The 20,553-nt window shown below is 51.5% G+C and carries 21 protein-coding genes and 1 pseudogene; 5 read left to right on the top strand and 17 right to left on the bottom strand.

Annotated elements, in window-relative coordinates; all coding sequences use genetic code 11:
- Window positions 1-189 precede the first annotated feature (189 nt).
- Window positions 190-933: an IclR family transcriptional regulator gene (locus M1D61_RS19385; RefSeq protein ID WP_458120212.1), complete on the bottom strand. Its 744-nt coding sequence runs from the start codon at window positions 931-933 to the stop codon at window positions 190-192.
- 308 nt (window positions 934-1,241) lie between these two features.
- Between M1D61_RS19385 and M1D61_RS19390 the strand changes: the two are divergent.
- Window positions 1,242-2,219, top strand: a pseudogene (locus M1D61_RS19390) (alpha/beta hydrolase); the annotation flags it as partial.
- A gap of 515 nt (window positions 2,220-2,734) precedes the next feature.
- Here the strand turns inward: M1D61_RS19390 and M1D61_RS19395 are convergent.
- The gene (locus tag M1D61_RS19395) at window positions 2,735-2,914 is read right to left on the bottom strand and encodes a hypothetical protein (RefSeq protein ID WP_458120213.1); all 180 of its coding nucleotides are present in this window, start codon (window positions 2,912-2,914) and stop codon (window positions 2,735-2,737) included.
- A gap of 67 nt (window positions 2,915-2,981) precedes the next feature.
- Here M1D61_RS19395 and M1D61_RS19400 point away from each other — a divergent pair, with 67 nt between their 5' ends.
- Complete coding sequence (locus M1D61_RS19400; RefSeq protein WP_458120214.1) at window positions 2,982-3,236, top strand: hypothetical protein; 255 nt, start codon at window positions 2,982-2,984, stop codon at window positions 3,234-3,236.
- Between the two features lie 179 nt (window positions 3,237-3,415).
- Here the strand turns inward: M1D61_RS19400 and M1D61_RS19405 are convergent, their stop codons facing one another.
- The 3 genes from M1D61_RS19405 to M1D61_RS19415 all read right to left on the bottom strand — a co-directional run bounded on the left by M1D61_RS19405 (window position 3,416) and on the right by M1D61_RS19415 (window position 6,367).
- Entirely contained in the window at window positions 3,416-4,222 is an 807-nt protein-coding gene (locus tag M1D61_RS19405) for a lipoate--protein ligase family protein (protein WP_458120215.1), read from the bottom strand.
- A 264-nt stretch (window positions 4,223-4,486) separates the two neighbouring features.
- Window positions 4,487-5,395: an N-acetylmuramic acid 6-phosphate etherase gene (murQ, locus tag M1D61_RS19410; protein WP_458120216.1), complete on the bottom strand. Its 909-nt coding sequence runs from the start codon at window positions 5,393-5,395 to the stop codon at window positions 4,487-4,489.
- Between the two features lie 3 nt (window positions 5,396-5,398).
- Window positions 5,399-6,367, bottom strand: a complete 969-nt coding sequence (locus tag M1D61_RS19415; RefSeq protein ID WP_458120217.1) for a BadF/BadG/BcrA/BcrD ATPase family protein — start codon at window positions 6,365-6,367, stop codon at window positions 5,399-5,401.
- Between the two features lie 428 nt (window positions 6,368-6,795).
- Here M1D61_RS19415 and M1D61_RS19420 point away from each other — a divergent pair, with 428 nt between their 5' ends.
- Both M1D61_RS19420 and M1D61_RS19425 read left to right on the top strand, forming a co-directional pair.
- Window positions 6,796-7,992, top strand: a complete 1,197-nt coding sequence (locus M1D61_RS19420; RefSeq protein ID WP_458120218.1) for a serine hydrolase domain-containing protein — start codon at window positions 6,796-6,798, stop codon at window positions 7,990-7,992.
- Window positions 7,993-8,172: 180 nt separating this feature from the next.
- On the top strand, window positions 8,173-8,559 hold the full coding sequence (locus tag M1D61_RS19425) for a hypothetical protein (protein ID WP_458122565.1): 387 nt from the start codon (window positions 8,173-8,175) through the stop codon (window positions 8,557-8,559).
- Here the strand turns inward: M1D61_RS19425 and M1D61_RS19430 are convergent.
- The 7 genes from M1D61_RS19430 to M1D61_RS19460 form a co-directional block, all read right to left on the bottom strand.
- Window positions 8,516-8,689 carry a hypothetical protein gene (locus tag M1D61_RS19430; protein WP_156075165.1) on the bottom strand — a complete coding sequence of 58 codons (174 nt, stop codon included), beginning with the start codon at window positions 8,687-8,689 and terminating at the stop codon, window positions 8,516-8,518. The genes M1D61_RS19425 and M1D61_RS19430 overlap by 44 nt on opposite strands.
- A 256-nt stretch (window positions 8,690-8,945) precedes the next feature.
- Window positions 8,946-9,542, bottom strand: coding sequence for a GTP cyclohydrolase I FolE (gene folE, locus M1D61_RS19435; protein ID WP_046216351.1), 597 nt, complete (start codon window positions 9,540-9,542; stop codon window positions 8,946-8,948).
- 52 nt (window positions 9,543-9,594) lie between these two features.
- Window positions 9,595-9,870: a YneF family protein gene (locus M1D61_RS19440; protein WP_046216352.1), complete on the bottom strand. Its 276-nt coding sequence runs from the start codon at window positions 9,868-9,870 to the stop codon at window positions 9,595-9,597.
- 145 nt (window positions 9,871-10,015) lie between these two features.
- Window positions 10,016-11,050: an HD-GYP domain-containing protein gene (locus M1D61_RS19445; RefSeq protein WP_458120219.1), complete on the bottom strand. Its 1,035-nt coding sequence runs from the start codon at window positions 11,048-11,050 to the stop codon at window positions 10,016-10,018.
- 89 nt (window positions 11,051-11,139) lie between these two features.
- Window positions 11,140-11,718 carry a methylated-DNA--[protein]-cysteine S-methyltransferase gene (locus M1D61_RS19450; RefSeq protein ID WP_458120220.1) on the bottom strand — a complete coding sequence of 193 codons (579 nt, stop codon included), beginning with the start codon at window positions 11,716-11,718 and terminating at the stop codon, window positions 11,140-11,142.
- Entirely contained in the window at window positions 11,715-12,896 is a 1,182-nt protein-coding gene (gene queG / locus M1D61_RS19455; protein ID WP_458120221.1) for a tRNA epoxyqueuosine(34) reductase QueG, read from the bottom strand. The genes M1D61_RS19450 and queG overlap by 4 nt, the downstream gene beginning before the upstream one ends.
- Before the next feature lie 356 nt (window positions 12,897-13,252).
- Complete coding sequence (locus M1D61_RS19460; RefSeq protein ID WP_046216355.1) at window positions 13,253-13,681, bottom strand: GNAT family N-acetyltransferase; 429 nt, start codon at window positions 13,679-13,681, stop codon at window positions 13,253-13,255.
- A gap of 841 nt (window positions 13,682-14,522) precedes the next feature.
- On the opposite strand from M1D61_RS19460, the gene M1D61_RS19465 reads away from it, so the two are divergent.
- Window positions 14,523-15,134 carry a superoxide dismutase gene (locus M1D61_RS19465; RefSeq protein ID WP_458120222.1) on the top strand — a complete coding sequence of 204 codons (612 nt, stop codon included), beginning with the start codon at window positions 14,523-14,525 and terminating at the stop codon, window positions 15,132-15,134.
- Window positions 15,135-15,455: 321 nt separating this feature from the next.
- On the opposite strand, the gene M1D61_RS19470 is transcribed toward M1D61_RS19465, so the two are convergent.
- The 5 genes from M1D61_RS19470 to M1D61_RS19490 form a co-directional block, all read right to left on the bottom strand.
- Entirely contained in the window at window positions 15,456-16,604 is a 1,149-nt protein-coding gene (locus M1D61_RS19470; RefSeq protein ID WP_458120223.1) for an oligogalacturonate lyase family protein, read from the bottom strand.
- Window positions 16,605-16,810: 206 nt separating this feature from the next.
- Window positions 16,811-18,256 (bottom strand): A/G-specific adenine glycosylase, encoded by a 1,446-nt coding sequence (gene mutY / locus M1D61_RS19475; RefSeq protein WP_458120224.1) that lies wholly within the window; start codon window positions 18,254-18,256, stop codon window positions 16,811-16,813.
- 17 nt (window positions 18,257-18,273) lie between these two features.
- Window positions 18,274-18,675: a holo-ACP synthase gene (gene acpS, locus M1D61_RS19480; protein ID WP_458120225.1), complete on the bottom strand. Its 402-nt coding sequence runs from the start codon at window positions 18,673-18,675 to the stop codon at window positions 18,274-18,276.
- Between the two features lie 255 nt (window positions 18,676-18,930).
- Complete coding sequence (gene nadE / locus M1D61_RS19485; RefSeq protein WP_458120226.1) at window positions 18,931-19,737, bottom strand: ammonia-dependent NAD(+) synthetase; 807 nt, start codon at window positions 19,735-19,737, stop codon at window positions 18,931-18,933.
- 210 nt (window positions 19,738-19,947) lie between these two features.
- Window positions 19,948-20,382, bottom strand: a complete 435-nt coding sequence (locus M1D61_RS19490; RefSeq protein ID WP_046216360.1) for a BrxA/BrxB family bacilliredoxin — start codon at window positions 20,380-20,382, stop codon at window positions 19,948-19,950.
- Window positions 20,383-20,553 lie beyond the last annotated feature (171 nt).

Genomic DNA, 20,553 nt, shown 5'->3' on the forward strand with positions numbered 1-20,553 from the left:
AGCAGTTGCGGAATTTCAAGTCCGTGTGCGTATCCATGGGAAAATTTGAACAGTGCCACTCCGCAGGTACGAGCAGGAACAGCTGCTCCAGCTCCTTTCGGATTCTTTGCAAAGGAACAACAGGCAACATCGCCCGGCATTCGCCTCAGCTATTTGCTACCGGAATCCAGTTGGTAATCCAAACTTGGGTCAGCGCAGCTTGATACCCATCTCGCGGGCGGCTGCGATTAGTACAGGCGCGTACTCATGCAGCTTGTCGATCGACAGCCGACTGACCGGTCCAGACAGGGACAACGATGCGCGTAGCTGTCCGGCACTGTCGAAGATCGGTACGGCTACAGCAGCTGCGCCGGGTTCGCGTTCTTCGTAGCTGGTGGAGTAGCCATTATGGCGCACTTCCTCCAGCTGCTGGCGGTACATGTCCGGGTCCACGGCAGGCGGCCACTCAGCGCTGCCCAGCAGCTGCTCCTGCTCGGCTTCACTGGAAAAGGCGACCAGCACTTTGCTGGATGCGCCCACGGTCAGCGGCAGTCTGGCACCCACCTGTGCCACCCGTCGGATCGCCTGATTGCTCTGCACCGCCTGAATACGCAGACGTTCGTCGCCGTCACGGATATACAGGCTGATCGTCTCGCCCAGCTGTTCGCGCAGCTGTTCCATATCGGGCAGCAGCATGGCTGCCGGATCGTCATTTTGTGACAGATGGGTGGACAGCTCCCAGATTTTGATGCCCAGCCGGTATTTATCGGTGGCACTGTTGCGTACGACAAAGCCTTTTTCCTCCAGAGTCGCCAGCAGTCGGTGTACCGTACTTTTGTGCAGTCCGATCTCAGAAGCAATTTCCGTGAGTCCCAGATCGCTGGATCGGGTAAAACAGAGTAATATGTCTAATGCACGCTCCACAGCACGCACGGTTAATTTCCGGTCTTCCATTTCCTTTCGCCTCCAATGGCTGGCTGATTGCATAGCCCTGATCAATGACTTGGATGAACAGCACTTTACCACACTATTGTTTCACTCAATGAAACATGGTTACATAAATTATATCGAAGCTGACTCTAAAGGTAAAGCGAAATACGTCGATAATAACAATGTAGACTGCCTACGGTCACAAGGCTCAAAATTGACTTTGGCGAGGCAGCCTTTTACGATAATACACAACTGTAGATGATTTGATGCTTATTGTTCGTCGGCTGTATGTATGCAAGACATGACTTATTTATGAAATCAGGAGGGGCTCTATGTCTTCAACTGCACAACGTAATACAACGCCCCATTCATCCGAACCGGAAGAGACATATATCATCCAGCCAAAACAGGTCCGTGTGAAGCACGTCATCGTAGCTCTTTTGCTATCTGTCGTCTTTTTCTTTTTATTCTGCTTCATTGCGCTTCATGCTTATATCGCCTGGGTTCTCTCATACCCAACGGTTGCGAGTGTCTACTCCAACCCGATGCAGGCCAAAAATATGGCATACGAAGATGTCACTTTCCCTGCCCGTGATGGCAGCCGGATGATGCAGGGCTGGTATATACCAGCGGAGAAAAACTCCACCAAGACGATTATATTCAGCCACGGCTATGGTGCCAATCGTGAGGAAACGTGGATTCCGATGTATGATTTGGCCCATTACGCCCACCGTCTTAATTTTAACGTCATCATGTTCGATTACGGATTCGCCTCCAAGACCAATCCGGAAGTCGCCACCGGCGGCAAAAAAGAATCCCAGCAGCTGCTAGGGGCCATCGATTTAGCCAAGCAGCGCGGCGCTCAGGAACTCGTCGTCTGGGGCTTCTCGATGGGAGCCGGAACCGCACTGCAGACCGGTCTGCTGACCGATCAGGTGGATGCGATGATTCTGGACAGCACCTTCCTGCTGGAGCCGGATACACTGTATTATAACATCCGCCAGCAGATGGCTCTGCCTCAGCATCCATCAATCGAGATTCTGGAGACCCTGCTGCCGGTCGTCAACGGGACCAGTTTAAATCAGATCCCTTATCAGACAGTCAAGAAAAAGGATTATCCGTTCCCGATCTTCTTTATTCACGGGACCCAGGATAACAAGGCTCCTTATCAGATTGCCGAGCAGCTTGCGGCCAACCAGACCAACCCGGATTCGGAAGTCTGGATTATCCCTGGTGCGCATCACGAACTGGAATTCCGGGAGCATCCGCGCGAATACCTTCGCTATGTATCCAACTTCCTCAGCAATCTTGACCTGGCAACAGGCGATGAGATGGATACCGATCCGATGCTGAACGGAACCACCGACGACAGCGGATTAAATTCCGGTTCTACCCCACCGTCGCCGCCGATCCCTGCTTCGGAAGCAGGCAAATCTACGGAAAAGGAAAAAGACAGCCGTACAGATACAACTGATCCGGATAACACTTCTTCATCCAACAGTAATACCCGGGCAAAGGATACTAACGGCAGCTCAGCCAAAGATACCGAAAAGCAGAACGATACAGCACAATAACTTCATAGGTGTATGCACAATTCCCGAATGGCTGCATACACCATGAAAGCTGGAGTTTCCTTTAGCTGTGCAGATCTATCACAGGCAGCGCCTTATTTAATAAGCTGTAAAATAATAAGGCATGATCTCTCCGGATATCCGGTAGGGATCATGCCTTATTGCTGCTGGAAGCTGCTCTATTCAATGTTTAGTCATTCCATTCGTTAGGGTTCGCATATGCGCCGGGTGAGATCTGTACCTTCTCGGTATGATCAGGAAGAACGTCTGAGCCTGGCAACCGAGTGAATGCCTGCGCTCTCGCAGTGCTCACAATGTCCGTTCAATACGTACTTCACATGCTCCAGTACATTTTCCAGTTGGTGTCCGCACTGACTGCATACGACGAAGTTTTTGCTTTTATATGTGTTTTTGCTGTTATGTGTGTTATTCATGTCCTCACCTTTTGTCTATCAAAGTTGTCATACAGACAGGATGTTGTGTGTTCAGGTATGGCTGCTGTTGTATGTCCCTTCTAGTATTAACCTTCGGGTCGAGGCGTTAATCATTATTATAAGTTTATTTCTGGAATTATTTTGTAGCCCGGCGGATGATCCATTCCAGCCAGCTCCATGGCAGCAGCCTGCGGGCAATCCCGAGCAGACCGCTGCCCTGTCCAATCGGGTAGCGCAGTCGCGGATGTCTGCGGTTGACAATGCGTCCGATCAGTTCGGCTACCTGACGGGGATGCGGAGCATGTTCGGCAGAGTGGCGTGAATACCGGAGTATGGCTTCCAGCTGTGTCTGATACGGGGAATCCGGCGCCGTATGAATACTGTCCAGTCCTTTGCCCCAGATATCAGTCCGGTAGGAACCCGGTTCGAACAGTACGACTTTTACCCCGAATGGAGACAGCGGATACGGTCAGGTGATGCCCTCTGTCTGTGCCTGTTTGTCTATTCGTCGTAGCGTCCATGCAGATAAGCTATCATCTGATCCAGTTCTTCCGTACTGAATACATGTGAGCCATCCAGCAGATCCGATTGCTGTCCGTTACGAAGCAGCCGTTGCAGCTCAGTCATGTATTCGCCAACCGATGGGACACCTGCCAGCTCTTGCAGCCCGCCCATCGTTCCCTGCCGGACTTCCGGATAGCCCTGATCGTCAGGACCGGATGCCCGTTCATAGAACTGCCGGATCTGTGCCGCCAGCTCGTCCCCGTGTCCGTCCACAATGACAAAGGCCGTAATAATATACGCTTTGGCCTGACGTCGCTGGGCGATCCCGCAGAACTTGCGGCCGTGGATGCTGATGTCATAATCTCCGGGGCAAAAGGCGCCATCCACCTCGCCTGTATGCACATCCCTGATCCATGGATAGACCGCCCGGCTGATCCACTCCGCCATGAATTTGAAATCGTCATGAATATTGATTCTATGCTTTGGATTCGGCAAAATGATCGACAGATTCAGTATACCCGGATGCAGCGGTACGGCTGCCCCGCCGGAAGGACGTACACAGATCGAGGTCCCTTCCTGCTGAATCTGCTGCATCGCAGCTGCGGCATTCGACAGCCGGCGATCCCGCAGACCGATGGTCATTCCGTCTGTATGCCGCCACATGTGGACCACCGGCGGATGGCCGGCACCGACCCGGCGGCACATTAATTCTTCCCAAGCCAGCGGCTGAAGCACCGGTACTTCCCGGCTCAGCAGCGGTGTCTCATACCATATGGCTTGCGCCAGTCCCTCCGGCCGCTGCATCTCCTCCGCCCCCTTTCCTGTGGGCTGTATCTGCTGATTATCTGTCAATCTGCTCCCTCCGTTTCCAACAGTTTCGTCTTATCTATATTTTATCTGAATTAAATGCATTTCTTATCATTATACCAGTTCTCTTTGCAGAGCTATAGCGGAACACAACCCATAGCAAAAGCGCCCGCAGATGTGCAGGCGCCTGTAATGAAATAAGTAAAAGTCCATGATGCCTGTACGCAGCATTTGATTTCTATGGTGCCTATACACAGCGATTTATCTGCCGTGTCCATCAATCGCCTGACGGACTATGCCGCTGCTGCTCTGAAGCAGTTCTGCTGCAGGCTCGGCATCCATTTGCAGCAGGATCATGACGATTGCAGTCTTCACATGACCCTTGGCAGCCGTATAGGCCTTCTCCACAATCTCATCTTCCGCTTCGGTCGCCAGCTGAATCAGCCGGCGGGCACGAATAGCCAGCTTTTCATTGGTCGGCTGCATATCCACCATCAGATTACGATACACTTTACCGCTGCGGATCATCGAAGCTGTGGTCAGCATATTGAGGATCAATTTCTGGGCTGTGCCGGCCTTCATGCGTGTAGAGCCGAGAATAGCCTCCGGGCCGGTGACCGCTTCGATCATAATAGCAGCGATCCGGCCCATTTCCGAATCGGGATTGTTACTGATGCCGACGACGATGGCACCGCGTTCCCGGGCCTCCTGCATCGCTCCAAGTACATACGGCGTCCGGCCGCTGGCAGCGATGCCGACGACGACATCCCGGTCAGATACCTGATAGTCACATATATCCTGGCGTCCCAGCTGTGGATTGTCTTCCGCGCCTTCGACAGCCTGCTGGATCGCCCGGGTACCTCCGGCAATCAGGCCAATCACCTGCTCGGAATCGCTTCCATAGGTAGGCGGGCATTCGGCCGCATCCAGAATGCCCAGTCGGCCGCTCGTTCCTGCACCTGCGTACAGCAATCTGCCGCCACTGCGAAAGCTATCCGTGATCGCCTCGACTGCTCTGGCAATCTCGGGAATACAGCGCTCCACCGCAGCCGGTACCGTTCGGTCTTCCTGATGAATCACTCTCAGAATCTGTTCCGCTGTCATGCTGTCGATCCCGATCGTACGCGGATTTTGCTGCTCGGTCAGCAGCCTGCCTAATGATGGATTCATCTTTTATTCTCCTCCCGGTTCCATGAAATGTTTCTTTTCCGCCAGCTTGTTTATGATCAGGGTAACTGCCCCGTACACCGCTTCCTGTTCAGCCATTCGCACCGATGGCACAGGATTACGGTTCTGCTGCAGCTGCCGGATAAATGTCTCCAAGTACAGTTCCGAATACCGGAATATCGAACCCGCCACCGCAATGCCTGTCTGTTCCAGCTGTGGATGCCGGTTCAGCAGAGCCATCACAAATACCGCCATATCCCCGGCCGCCTGCCGGATGATCTGCTGTGCCAGCTCGTCTCCCGCTTGTCCCGCATGTATACAAAGTCTGGCGGCGGCTGCAATCTGCCGCTTGCCAATGTGCGTCTGATACATGATCCGGCGCAGATCTTCCGGCGCCCTGGCTCCATAATAGTGCAGCACCATCTCCGTAAGCCCGCTCACCGGTAAAATGCCATCATATCCGAGCATCACCGTCTGCAGTGTTCGCTGGCCGATCGCATAGCCGCTGCCCTGATCCCCGAGAATATGTCCCCAGCCCCCGGCACGCACCCGTTGACCGTCAGGCAGCACCCCCAGAACCATCGAACCGGTACCTGCAATCGCCACAATCCCAAGATTGGTACCAAAAGCGGCAGTCAGCGCAGTCTCCGCATCACTTACGACCCGAACAGCCGGAGCGGCTTGTCCTCGTTCCTGCCAGTATCGGCATAGCTGCTGTTCCCCGGCTGCACATTCTTCGGGAGTATAGATACCCGCCAGCCCTGCTCCTATTCCGCGGCAGTGCGCCAACTGCAATGAACCATGATCCAACAGCCTCGAGATGACATTATGTATATTTTCCATATATTCGGTCCCGGCAGCAGACTTGGGATTGCTTCCCTGCCCCTCTGCCCGGCCCAGCAGCGTACCCTGCATATCCAGCGCGACTGCTGTTGTTGTCGTGCCGCCGCCATCGATACCGATCACATATTCCATATGCTCATCCCTTATGTTTTATTCACAGCAGATCTATCACTTTACTGTAATAAAATTTGACATACAGGTATAATTCGGGTTCATTATAGCACGTTTAAAAATAGCTTAATGTCTGTTTTTGAAATTATATGTTAAATTTTTAAGCTTATTTTAGATTATGATTTTTAAATGTATAATTTGGATGACATAGCACTGGTGATGAGATTATATTAATTAACAATATAGTAACACTTTGATACAATTAATCTCTGACCTTCTTATTGCTCCAATTGGATAAAAATGTTGACTCCAGTTCAACATTCAACATTCAACATTCAACATTCAACATTCAACATTCAACATTCAACATTCAACATTCAACATATTATTCTGCTTAAAGCTCACTGTTGTATGCAACAATTTACACGCCGGCTCATGGAGGGAATACCGTGAATGAACATATACACTCAGCACCAGCCATACATCAGGCGCGTGCAACTGCGCCTCCGTTAACATCCGAGCAGCTGCAGCAGCTGAACCGCATGTGGGAACCACTGTATACTGCTTGCCATCAGCGGCTCATTCCGGGTGCTTCGGCTGCTGTATACTGGCAGGGACACACCTGGCATCAGGCAGGTGGTCTGGCAGTCGATACAGCCGAGCAGCAGATCCCTGTCCATACAGACACTGTATATGACTGTGCTTCGCTTACCAAAGTGGCCGTTACGCTGCCTCTGATTCTGACACTCATTCAGCGTGGCATGATAGAGCTGGATCAGCCAGCATCAGCGCACCTCCTCGAACTCCGATCAGGTCCACACCGGCAGATTACGATTCGGCAGCTGCTCAGCCATACTTCGGGACTGCCTGCAATCGGAGATTTCCACTCCTCCATCCGGACAATACCCGAAGTCATTGAGGAGATCAGCCAGATGCCGCCAGCCTATACAGCCGGACAGGCACGGGTGTACAGTGATCCGGGATTTATGCTGCTCGGGGAGCTGTTTACCCGGATTACCGGCCTAACTCTGGCGGAAGGGGCAGCCCGGTCTATTTTCGATCCGCTGCAGATGAAGCACAGCCTGTTCACACCGGGGAAAAGCAAAACCGCAGCAATCGCTGCGACCGAATATGATACATACACAGGCACCTATTTGCAGGGCATCGTGCACGATGAGAATGCACGGGCGCTGGGCGGTATATGCGGGCATGCAGGGTTATTTTCCACTGCCGGTGATCTGCTGCGTTATGCCCAATACTGGCTGGAAGCCATGACTCATACTGCACCGATTATCCCGCTGCAGCTGTCCAAGGAACGTTCAGCCACTGTACTCTCTCTGTCAAACCAGCTTGTGGAGGAAGCTATATCGACCCAGACACCCGCCCTTCCCGGAATCCGGCGAGGACTCGGTTGGGTACTCCAAGGCGACGAGACGGACGTATCGGGTCCTTGCCTTTCTTCAACTGCCTTCGGTCATACCGGATTTACGGGAACGAGCATTCAGATCGACCCTCGGCAGCAGCTGGCGATCGTACTGCTGACGAACCGGGTACATTATGGACGCCAGCAGTCGATCCAGCAGCTGCGCAGGGACTTCCATACTGCCGTTTCCAAGGCTTTGAGTGATCTGACGGATACTGGATAGCGTACATAAAATCTTTTATCCGCTTACGCAAACTGCTGCGACTCAACCTACAAACCATCGGCAAAGGAGCAGCCTTATGAATGGAGGATGAGTGAGACTGTATGAAATCATCGGGACAATCCCCCTTCCGAACGCAAAGTAGCCAGCTTTATTCTGGAGCATCCCCGACAGCTGGTTGGTCTGTCTGTGGCCCAGCTCGCCGAGCAGAACGGCGGGAACTGGGCTGCGGTTATCCGGCTGTGCAAATCTGCCGGATTCAAAGGCTATCAGGAGCTGATGCTCAAAGTCGCCGGCGATCTACGGGATGAATCTCCTATTGGCGGTTATCAGGAGATTCATCCCGCAGACTCCATCCAGCACATCATCGAGCAGGTATCATCGTTCGCTGGATTACCTGGAGCAAAGCCGCCACGCGATCCAGCGCATGAAAGGGTAACCTTCAACCAGAACGGCCGCCGGACAAAGCAAATACTCCCCTCCAAACCGGAGAGGAGTACGCCAATATTTGAAATGGACCACCCTATTACTGCTGCTGAGCCAGTTCGTAACGCTGTACCAGCTCATTGACTTTGGCACGGACGATCAGATCCGAATTGTTGCGGTTGTATAGAATCAGGCACACTTCCTTGATAAAAGCTGTCTTCTCTTCATCGTTCAGCTCGGTCAGCCTCTGGTCCAGAAATTCACGTATTTCCATATAATCTCCTCCACTCGTCCTATTCTTATGTGTAGCAGGCTGTCTGTAATAACCTTGCATAAGAGTCTAATCTACAAAGCAAGCTTTGAGCAAGCCTTTGATTAAAATATACCCACTGGTTCTCCATGCTATACCACCCTATTTGTACCCGCAGTGATATCAGGCACACCCGAATATAAAAAAGCAGGCAGCCGCGGATAACGACTGCCTGCCTATTTGTTTGTTTGGATGATTCAGCTATTCAGCCATTCAGAACCTAGTGATCCTTGATCAACGACAGGAACTCTGCGCGCAGCGGCGCATCATTCCGGAATCCGCCGCGTACAGCCGACGTGATCGTCTTGCTGCCCGGCTTTTTGACACCACGTGCACACATGCACAGATGTTCACCTTCAACGACAACCATTACACCGGTTGGCTTCAGTACTTCGTCGAGAATATCAGCGATCTGGCTCGTAATGCGCTCCTGTACCTGGAGGCGGCGGGTAACCGCTTCGACCAGACGGGCGAATTTGCTCAGACCGGCGATTTTGCCGCTCGGTACATAGCCAATGTGGACTTTGCCGAAGAATGGGGCCATATGATGTTCGCACTGGCTATAGTAGACGATATCCTTGACGATGACCATCTCCTGATGATTCTCGTCAAAAGTAACGCCCAGCGCCTCGCGCGGGTCCACGCTGTATCCGGCAAAAATCTCCTCATACATCCGTGTTACCCGTGCAGGCGTCTCCAGCAATCCTTCCCGCTCGGTATCTTCACCGATCAGGTTGAGAATTTCCTTGATATGATATTCAATCTGGTCGCGATGTGCTGCGACCTTCAGGTTGGTATAATCCTTAATTCCAGCCATGCTGACCTCCTTCCACACTCAAGGCCTTCATGTACTGATGCCTGTCATGTAATTATCTTCTACGCTTGCCCTGATTGCCACGACCCATTGGAGGCATTTGTGGCTTGGCGCCTTTTTTGGGAGCGCCGCCGTTTTTCATCATTTGCTGTGCTTGCTGCATCTGCTTCGGATTCAGGTTATAGCCCATTTGCTTGGCCATTTTCTGCATCATCTGCGGATCGCTTTGCATTTTTTCCAGTTGTTTGCGCAGGTAATATGCGCCAATGAAGAAGCCCCCGACGAGACCCACGATAAGAGTCACGATAGGTATGACCCAGTTCCACCACATAATAAGTGCCACCCCTGTATATTCATTGTATTTCGTTCTGGGAAAACCCATGGCTTTCCTTGCCGTTGCAGGCATGAACAGCACTTATCATACCATTTTACCGCCTGCTCTAGCAAACATTTTCAAAGTGGATATTGCATCTTGTCTAATTCATTACCGCTTCAATGAAAACGGTTGTAGCATTCGCCAGATCGATCTCTTTGACATCCAGCGAATCCCCGCTGCCGCGCACGATCCGCACCACCGGACGCCCCGGCAGTCCGCGGTGCTGGCTCACTACAACTCCGGTCTCCCGCGTGGACAATCGTACGCCGGTACCGTTCGGATAAATGGAAATGATCCGGTTAAATTCCACCAGCAGATCATGATCCAGCGCCGTACCGGACAGTGCCATCATCTCTTCACAGGCTTCATGCGGCAGCAGTCCCTTGCCGCCGTGCTCCTTGGATGTGATCAGATTATCATACGTATTGGCGATCGTCACAATCCGGGCATAACGGTGGATCTCCTCATGATTCAGACCGCGCGGCTGTCCCGTGCCATCCATTCGTTCATGATGCTGCAGCGCCACATGCGCAATCATCAGATTGAAATCCCGCTTGGACTTGATGAGCTCGAATCCTCTCCAGGTATGATGCATTTTGGAACCCGGAATCACGTCAAAAGCTTCACTGCCGGACACTTTGCCCACATCATGCAGCAGTGCCCCAATTGCCAGATCACGCAGCTGCTGCTGGTTCATACCGGTATTCATGCCGATAATCGCAGACAGCAAGCAGACGTTCATGCCATGTAGATAACGAGCATTATCGGCTGTCTTGATATCGGTCAGCTGCACCTGTACTTCGCGCGCGCCCAGTATATCCTCCAGCAGATTCTCGACGCTGAGCGTAATCCGGGCGGGGCTCCAGTCCTTACCTGACCGCACCGCATCAAAGGTATCGCTCATCTCCCGGATCATATGCTGCTTGGTCGCCTCACTCAGAATCTCTTCCGGCTCCACATCGGGGAACTGATCATCCTGAATGTAGATCATCGTAACGCCGATCCGGTTCAGTGTGTTAATCATAAATACCGTCAACTGCACTCCTGCCGACAGCAGGATTGTACCATTACTGGAATAAACGGATTTCCCCAAATGCTGTCCGGTCTCTACATTGTCTATACTCACGTACCTCATCAGCAATCCCCTTTGGCTTACAATGATAGATACTTCATTTCATTGATCCGGATTCAAGCGAGAAGATTCAAAGCCGCCGATTCCTTTATTTAGAAAAGCACCGCCTGGCGTGCATATCCCTCCAACTCCAGCAGAAGCTCCTTGCGGTGCAGTCCGCCACCGTATCCGACGAGCTGACCATTCATGCCGATCACCCGGTGGCACGGTACGATGACCGAGACCGGATTCCGGTTATTCGCTCCCCCGACAGCACGTACGGCAGACGGACTGCCAATATGGGCAGCGATCCATTTGTACGAGACCACCTCACCATATGGGATCACCTGCAGTGCCTGCCAGACCTGACGCTGAAAGTCCGTTCCCCGCAGATCCAACGGCAGATCAAATTCACGCCGCTCTCCAGCAAAGTACTGCCCCAGCTGATGCACGGCTTCACTCAGCTGTGACGGTGAATGCACATGCTCATGTTCTCCATACCAGCGGCGGGACCAGGCGGATAGCCCGGGCTGCGCCTCGGTGTACGAACGGAATTCCAGATGACATAATCCATCTGCCGATTGCAGCAGTGTCACCGGGCCGACAGGTGAATCCATTTCGGCATAATACAGTGTCGTCGGCTGCTGCAGATTCGGGGGCAGCATATTCGCTGCATGAGGTGCATCGGTCATTCGGATTCCTCCTCCAGTATCCTTTTCGCTTCGATCAATCGATCGATAACGTCCTGTTCCTGTTCGCGTTCCAGGGCCTGTCCTACTGCAGCCAGAGCATCCGGACCGCCAATTCGGCTAAGGGCCCAGGCGATCGTGCCACGAATCATCGGACGTACATCCTTGAGCAGCATTTCGGTCAGACGCGGTACTGCACTTTTATCCTTGAAATTGCCGAGCGCGATAATCGCATTGCGCTGAATTGGATTTTTGCCGCGCCAGGCCGCTGACGTATCGCCAAACTCCTGCTTGAACTCCTTATTGCTCAGGTCAAGCATCGGCAGCAGCAGCGGCTTGGCTTTTTCCGGATCAGGACGCAGGTCTTCCTGATGGTTCCAGTGCTTGCCTTTGTTTTTGGGGCAGACGATCTGGCAGGTATCACAGCCGTACAGCCGGTTGCCGATCTTGCGCATATGTTCGTCCGACAGCATTCCCTTGGTCTGCGTCAGAAAGGATACACAGATCTGCGAATTGAGCTGTCCCGGTCCGACCAGTGCGCCGGTCGGGCAGGCATCAATGCATTTGGTGCATGTGCCGCAGTCCTCGGTCACCGGCGTATCCGGCGGAAACGGAATATCGGTGATCATGTCACCGAGGAATATCCATGAACCGAGCGTCGGCGAGATCACCGCACAATTTTTGCCGAAAAAGCCGATTCCCGCGCGCTGGGCAACCGCCCGGTCCGAGAGTGCGCCGGTATCGACCATGCTCTCGATCCGTGCCTCCGGTACCCGTTCATGGATAAAGTCTTCCAGCCGCTGCATCCGGTCACGCAGCACATGATGATAATCCCGGCCCCAGGCCGAGCGCGCCATAATGCCCCGGTACTGACCGGGCTCCGAGCGCGGAGGATTTTCCATTTTGGAATGATAAGTCACCGAGATGGCGATGATCGAACGTGCGCCTTCCAGGGTTAATGACGGGTTGATTCTTTTCTCCAGATCCGGTTCTTCGAATCCGGATTCGTACCCTTTGCGTCGGTGTTCCTCCAGCACTTCCTTGAGGAACAAAAAGGGGTCCGCAGTCGTAAAGCCAATATCGTCAATTCCCAGCGATGGCGCAGCTTCCTTGATCTCAAGCTTAAGCTGTTCCCATCTTGTTGTCGTCGGGCTTGGCATCGTCTGTTGCTGCTGCGTCACTCACTGTCACCTCCTGCCGACGGATGCCGGCTTACTATTTATAGGTTTTATACTGTGTTTGTACTTTTGTCGATCGTATTAGAAGCAGACGATAGACACTATAATAATGGATGGATCATTGTTCCATGATCCATATTTATCTTTCGCCAGTAGTACAGATCGTCCATGGAGCACTGATTGTCCGGTTGCCCGAAAACAGGGTTCCATTTCCATTATACCTGATCCAACTGGAAATACGTTTAAAAAATAGAAAAACACATCTGCATCCCCCACTAGGCCGGAAGGCAAGATGTGTCCATATATACAAAACAGTATGATTCTAATCTGTAGTTATCTTCTAAGTTATCTCTATAATATTATGCGTTAGCTGCTACAATGCTCAACTTCTCGTACGTACGAAGAATTTTGCTCTCATCATAGCCCAGAGCTGCATAAAGTGGCATTACCGCCTCGTTATGCTCGTCTCCTGCGATCATAATTCCGCTGACATTACGCTGCTGGAAACGTTTCTCCATAGCTGCGACCAGCGCTTTGCCGATTCCTTTGCCTCTCATATCCGGATGAACAGCAATACGGTAATAACAACCGAAATTGCGGTCAATCGTACCAATTAACAAGCCAATAATTTCTTCTCCCTGCTCCGCAACCATAATCAGCTCGGAATCCCAGGACAATTGTCTCGCAAATGGTCCCATTGTATGCTCATAGCATTCTTCCGACAGAGCTACCTGAAGCAGCTCCTTCACAAGGTTCAAATCACTTAGCTTAAAGGAACGAATTTTCATGATCCAAACTCCCTTTTCATCAGCTTGATAAACACCGTTTCGTTAATAACCCCTGACAATCATGCTACAACACAAAAAAAGAAGGACATTTGCGCATACTACCCCATACGCCCTACATAAAGAGTTCTGTAAAATCCTGCTGTACAGGAAGACGATAAGACGGCAAAAAAGCGCAAATAATTGCACAATATAATCTCAATGTTAATTAAACCACAACTTTCGCGGAATTACATCACTTTTCTTGTGAAAGCGCTTTATATCTCCGTTTTTCGCCAAATCGCTTCAGTAATATACAATTGTTGTTAAAATCTTTGCAGTGCATGAATATCGATCATATCGAATAAATATTCACCACAAAAATGACATCTCAAATTGAAATTATATTAGCAACACATATAAGTATAACACTACCATGATCATGTCACTATACTTTTTGTCATAATTAAGAAATATGGCTTATATTATGTCGATAAAAAAAGGACGCCGGACGTATGTAAAATTCTAGCTTTACCGAAATAGTACGGTTTATGTGCATTTACCCATTCCTTTTACAGAGCACTTTCTTTTTCTACTTAAAGCGTAATTGGCGAAATGCTGTCTGTAGATCAAGCTTATCTATAAATGGAAGTGCAAAAATATAAAGGCAGAGTACAAAACACCTCATTAGAGGTAAATCCAAATAAAAATAAAATCCCCTGCATCCCGCGCCCCATGGACTTTCTAAACACAAATGTTGCTTTAGTCTGAAATATACGGTTTAATAGAGACAGTAACATGTTTATCTACATAGGGGACTTCTTTTATCGGTATCCCCAATCCAAATCTCAGGAGGTATTTTACGATGGCATTCGAATTACCAGCATTACCGTATCCTAACAACGCTCTGGAACCCCACATCGACGAACAAACGATGATGATTCACCACGATCGTCACCATAACACATACGTAACCAACTTGAACGCTGCTCTGGAAAGCGCTCCTGAACTACAAAGCAAAAGCCTGGATGAACTGATCAGCGACCTGAACAGTGTACCTGAAAGTATCCGTACAGCCGTACGCAACAACGGTGGCGGACATCACAACCACAGCCTGTTCTGGGAAGTTATCGGTCCTGACGCTGGCGGCGCACCTACTGGTGAACTGGCAGCTGCAATCGACAGCGAACTGGGCGGCTTCGACAAATTCAAAGAAGATTTCGCCAAAGCGGCTACAACTCGTTTCGGCAGCGGCTGGGCTTGGCTGGTTGTCGACAAAGACGGCAAACTGGCAATCACAAGCACTGCCAACCAGGACAGCCCGGTAATGGAAGGTCTGACTCCACTGCTCGGTCTGGACGTATGGGAGCACGCTTACTACCTGAAATATCAAAACAAACGTCCTGATTACATCTCCGCTTTCTGGAATGTAGTAAACTGGGACGCTGTAAACGCACGTTACACTGCTGCGAAGTAATCGGAAGATCCCCTTTCTTACTTAACAGCAACGATATATTGCATCATTGGGCAGGCTGCTTATACGGCAGTGTTTACTCGGTGATGAGCAGAAGGCTGCCTATAGTTTATAGGCAGCTTTTTTGCTGTTTTGTGCTGTTTTTGCTGCCATTTGGAGGTGGCTGTTGATATTCAGTTTGGCAATGCGGATGGCAGCACTCCACTCCGAAAAGGAATGAGAGCACGTCCTCCGGTTAAGTCAGCACAAAGCAAACGCAAGAGGAATAAAGCAGCTTCATACGGTTGTGTGCTGCTTTATTCCTCTTCTTTCCCCCTTGTGCTTTTATGGCTGCCATAGAGGCAGTGTGGTAATGTCGTCGGGGAGTTCGATCATGTAGATATTGGCGTAGCCGGTGCGGTCGCTGGTGTAGAAGAGGCGGCCGCCGCCGGGGGGGATGATGGGGTGGGAATGGACTTTATTCGAATGGAAGCTGCACTTCAGTTCGCATAGTATGCGTGGACCGTCATAAGCTCCATTGGGACGCCGTCTCCAGAGGTTCAGGGTCTGCACTTCGGCCTGGCCGTCTGTGATGGTCTGGTGCTGGCTGTCCAGGTAGGCATGCCAGATGGCAAATGGGATGAGTTGCTCCTGTCGGTTGGAGTTATCGTAGCGAATGCTGCCCCAGAAGGATGTGCCATCCGAACGTATTCCGTGGTAACCGATCGTCTCGCCGTCGTGCAGGAAATGCCCATCTTCTACAAACTCATCCGGTTCCACTCTTGTACGGATCGGCCAGACGCCGCCGGTGCGCCGGTCCATTCCCCAGATGCGGTGATCAACCTGAGTCCATGGGCCTTCACGGCAAAAGGTCAGCAACCAGGGATGCACGGGCGAAGCATCAACATGTGTAATGACGCTTGGCTCCTCGTAGATGACCTCCGATCGTCCCGTCTGTATATCGATCGCTATGATCTGGCTGAACAGCTGAGGTGCCTCTGATCCAGGACGATGAATATCTTCATAATCTATCCCGGACCAATGATTCTTCCAGATACATGTCAGTACCGATTCGCCATCCGCTGTGCAGCTGATATTGCCCATCCGGAAGCCTTCGGGACAGCGGTATTTGACCCGCTCGCGAAAAGAGGTCAGATCCAGCAGCGAGATGGTGTTTTCCTTTTGCACCAGTGCCTGCTGTCCATCCGGTGTCAGGCAGACGCCCAGCTCGTCGTTATTGGTATACGTAGTCAGCTGCGTCATCTCTCCGGTACCCAGATGGATTGAGAACAGATTGGCGCTGTTGTCTCTGTCGGACACAAACAGCAGACGTCTGCCTTCGTCATACAGACCGTTTTGGGTAAAATGCAGATGCCGGCTATGACCTCTATAGTCAGTCAGCTGATGCACCTGCACACCGGTCAGCGGATCACGATACAACTTGCGCTCCGGCGCCCATATGGTGCCTTTGACCATGGCTATTGTTCTGGACATAAATCTCCCTCCTCATCGCGGATCGGCGCATCGGTACAGGCTGTTCCGCTATCTCTCTTACTCATCGAGTACCCGGCTCCGCCGCCGGTTAATCATTTCTCACAGCCTGCGCTATCATCTAACGATATCTATACATTCGATTACAGCATGATTGGGCGCAAAAAGCCCTGCCGTTTGTACTCGGCAGGACCATGTTATATTACACTCTATTTCTCGTTAAAATACTGCTGCAGAATCTTCAGGAACAGATTGGGAAACGCGTACTTCTCCATATCTTCCCGGCTGATCCAGCGGTAATCATAGTCAAAGGCTTCACCAAGCAGTGTGCTCGGTACGGCCGTATAGACTTCCTGCTGCTCGGCAACGTGGCCGATCTTGTCCAGCATGTCGGTCGCCGCGCTGACGGCCAGCTGCTGGCGGATATTCTCCAGGCTCTCCGGGGTTGTGCCCGAGAGCTTAATATCAAGCGTACCCTGTTCCAGCTCCTGCATCTTGCTCACCTGCGGCTGACGGGTACCGCGAGATGGCTTGGCATCCGTATGAATGGCCGATGGGTCTGCATCCTTTACGGATACGTCGGCATTCGTATTCGCAGATGCATTGTCGGCTGCAGTTGATGCTGCCTGGTCAGCGGATGTATTCACTTCGGTGCAGAGGAACACACGCATATACCACTGAATATGGCTAAATGTATGCTCTGCAGTCATCCATGCTTCACCCGGCCGTATATCCACGCCTTCATTGTGCAGCGCCTGACTCAGCCGCTGCATGGCTGCTTCTTCGGATAGATCGGCACCGGCGCCAGCTTTTTTGGATTCTTCCGCGATAACATGCGGCAGTTCCCACATGCGTGCGAGCAGTCCTGTCGCCGGACGCTGACGAATCAACACTTTACCCGCATGTTCCCCTTCGCCCTCGATCACCGCCAGCAGACGATGCTCCGGACGCGGAGGCTTGGCCTTGGTCTTGATCGGCAGCTGCTCTTCCATTCCGTTAATTCGTCCTTTGCAATGCTTCATGACCGGACAGGTCAGGCAGTGCGGCGACTTGGGCGTACAGATCAGCGCGCCGAGTTCCATCAGCGCCTGATTGAAATCGGAGGCTCTGCCGGCAGGAATTAACTCGCCGGCCAGCTTTTCCATTTTGATCCGGGTCGGATTCTTGGCAATATCATCCTCCAGGCAAAAATAGCGTGACAGCACCCGCATCACGTTGCCGTCGACGGCAGGCACAGGTACGTTGTAGGCGATACTGAGCACAGCGCCCGCCGTATATGGACCGATTCCCTTCAGTGCGGAGATCTCTTCCGGCGTATCCGGTACGATGCCGCCGTGACGCTCCACGACCTGCTTGGCGGCTGACTGAATATTACGGGCACGCGAATAATAGCCGAGCCCTTCCCAGCACTTGAGCACTTCCTCTTCCGGCGCGTTCGCCAGAATCTCTACGGTCGGGAACTTCTCAACAAAGCGCAGAAAATATGGAATGACCGTATCGACCCGAGTCTGCTGGAGCATAATCTCCGAGATCCAGATATGGTACGGATTCCGGCTGCGCCGCCAGGGCAGATCCCGTTTGTGTTCGTCATACCATGCCAGCAGTTCGCGGCTGAAATAACGCTTCGCTTCCTGTTCTGCTGTTATATTGGACATTCTGATTCTCCCTTGTGTTAAGCCTGTATTCTCTCTACGACAGCGAATGCCGAAGCAATCTCTGTCTGGTGTGAAATGCTCAGATGTACATGGTAGGCTGCCGCTCCACCTTCCAGATCAAGTCTCTCCCAGGCAGCCAGAGACAGCTGAACGACCGGCTTGCCCAGGGCATCCGGCAGTATTTCCATATCGGTAAAATTAATTGTCCGGCCGATCCCGCAGCCAAAAGCTTTGGTGATTGCTTCCTTGGCGGCAAATCGCCCGGCGACAAATTCATTTAGTTTGGCGCCTTTGGTTCTGGAGATGGCGAGTTCCTGCTCGGTCAGTACCCGTTTCATGAATTTCTCACCCTGCGGGCCGCTGATCAGAATGGACAGCCGTTTGATCTCAAGTACATCATGCCCTACTCCATAGATCAAGGTTACTCTACCTCCTGCATGATTGGATTCCCTTATTGTAACAGAGGTGGCGGGATAAATCTCCACTGACGGATGTATTCATCCAATCTTCTTCCATCCTGAAAAGTCCTTGTCTTCATTCGGTTACAACGCTGCTGCACACTCTCTGGCAGCAGATATCTCTCCATGAAAAAGGACAGCCCTTCCGAAATGGAAAAAGCTGCCCTTTCCTATTTTATTTTCTTTGATTATACTGCAGTCTGCCGGGAAGTTATATTAGATACCCGGAATCGGATCGCGCTTGTGCGCTGTACGTTTGTAATACGACTCCAATTTTTCCGCTACTGCAGGAGCGATAGTTTTGCCTTCCAGATAGTCACTGTTATCGGCATAGCTGATACCCAGTTCAGTCTCATCTGTCTGGTTCTCCCACAGACCGGCTGTAGGGGCTTTGTCCAGGATCGACTGAGGAACGCCCAGATGGGAAGCCAGCTGGCGCACCTGACGCTTGTTCAAGCTGCTGAGCGGCGTGATATCCACGGCACCATCACCATATTTGGTAAAGAAGCCCGTGATCGCTTCGGAGGCATGATCCGTACCTACAACCAGCAGATTCAGCGCATTGGCAATACCGTACTGTACCACCATGCGTGTTCTCGCTTTGATATTTCCTTTGGCCTGTGGAGTGATCGGCTGCTGCTCCAGCTGAGGCATCACGCTGTTCACGATGTCTTCGATCGCATCCACGCCTTTTTGTATATTGGTCTCAACTTTGTATTTCAGGTCAAAAGCTTCTGCCGTCGCATAGCTGTCATGGATATCCACCTGGGAACCATAAGGCTGGAAGACACCAACCGTCTTGTATTCCTTGCCTGTAGACTCGCTCAGCTCATCGGTCGCGCGCTTGCACAGACCTGCAGCGACAGCGCTGTCGATTCCACCGCTGATCGCAATCAGAAGTCCGTTGGAACCGGATTTCTCAATGTAGGATTTCAGAAAATCCACACGCTTGCGAATTTCTGTTTCCGGTTCGATTGTAGGTTGAACTTTCAGGTCATCAATAATTTGCTGCTGCATACTCATATTGTCATCCACTCCTTCGGCTATTCTGATCTGTTCTGCGGCTGTACTGGCATGGCTTCTTCCGAATCGCAAATCTTGTGACGCCTGGTACCCCGATCCCCGAAGCCACCAGCACAGCATTCATTCTATTAATATATACCCAAAACACAAACATCCTGCAACCATCACATAAAGTGACAGGTGCAGGATGTGCATAACAGCTGCCCAGGATTACTGGCAGTATTTTGCGAAAGCTTCGTTCAGTGCTTCTGCAATATCTTCAGCCGAATGATTCTCGATCTGATGACGCTCAATAAAGTGAACCAGTTCGCCGTCTTTGAGCAGCGCAATCGACGGGGAAGATGGTGGGTACGGAGCAAAGTACTCACGCGCTTTGGCAGTGGCTTCTTTGTCCTGACCGGCAAATACAGTATACAGATGATCCGGCTTCACGCTGCCCTGCAGGGCATGGGCTACACCCGGACGACATTGTCCCGCTGCACATCCGCAGACGGAGTTGATAACAACCAGTGCTGTACCGGAAGCATTCTCCAGGCTCGCTTCCACCTCTTCAGGTGTACGCAGCTCGGTAATTCCGATGCTGGTCAGCTCATCACGCATCGGCTGAACCATATCTCTCATATATTGATCAAATGACATGGACATCTTATTCACTCCTTACTTTTAATAAGCATTAACTTATATTATACACAGGTTGCCCAAGAATACCAACGAATGAGGCCGAATTCGGGCAAATTTTATCACATTATACCTGCAGAAATGAGGATCTTCTTACTCGTGAAAACGAGAAGCATTTAGCTCTCCGTACTCCTGTCC

The organism is Paenibacillus sp. Z6-24 (assembly GCF_054161335.1).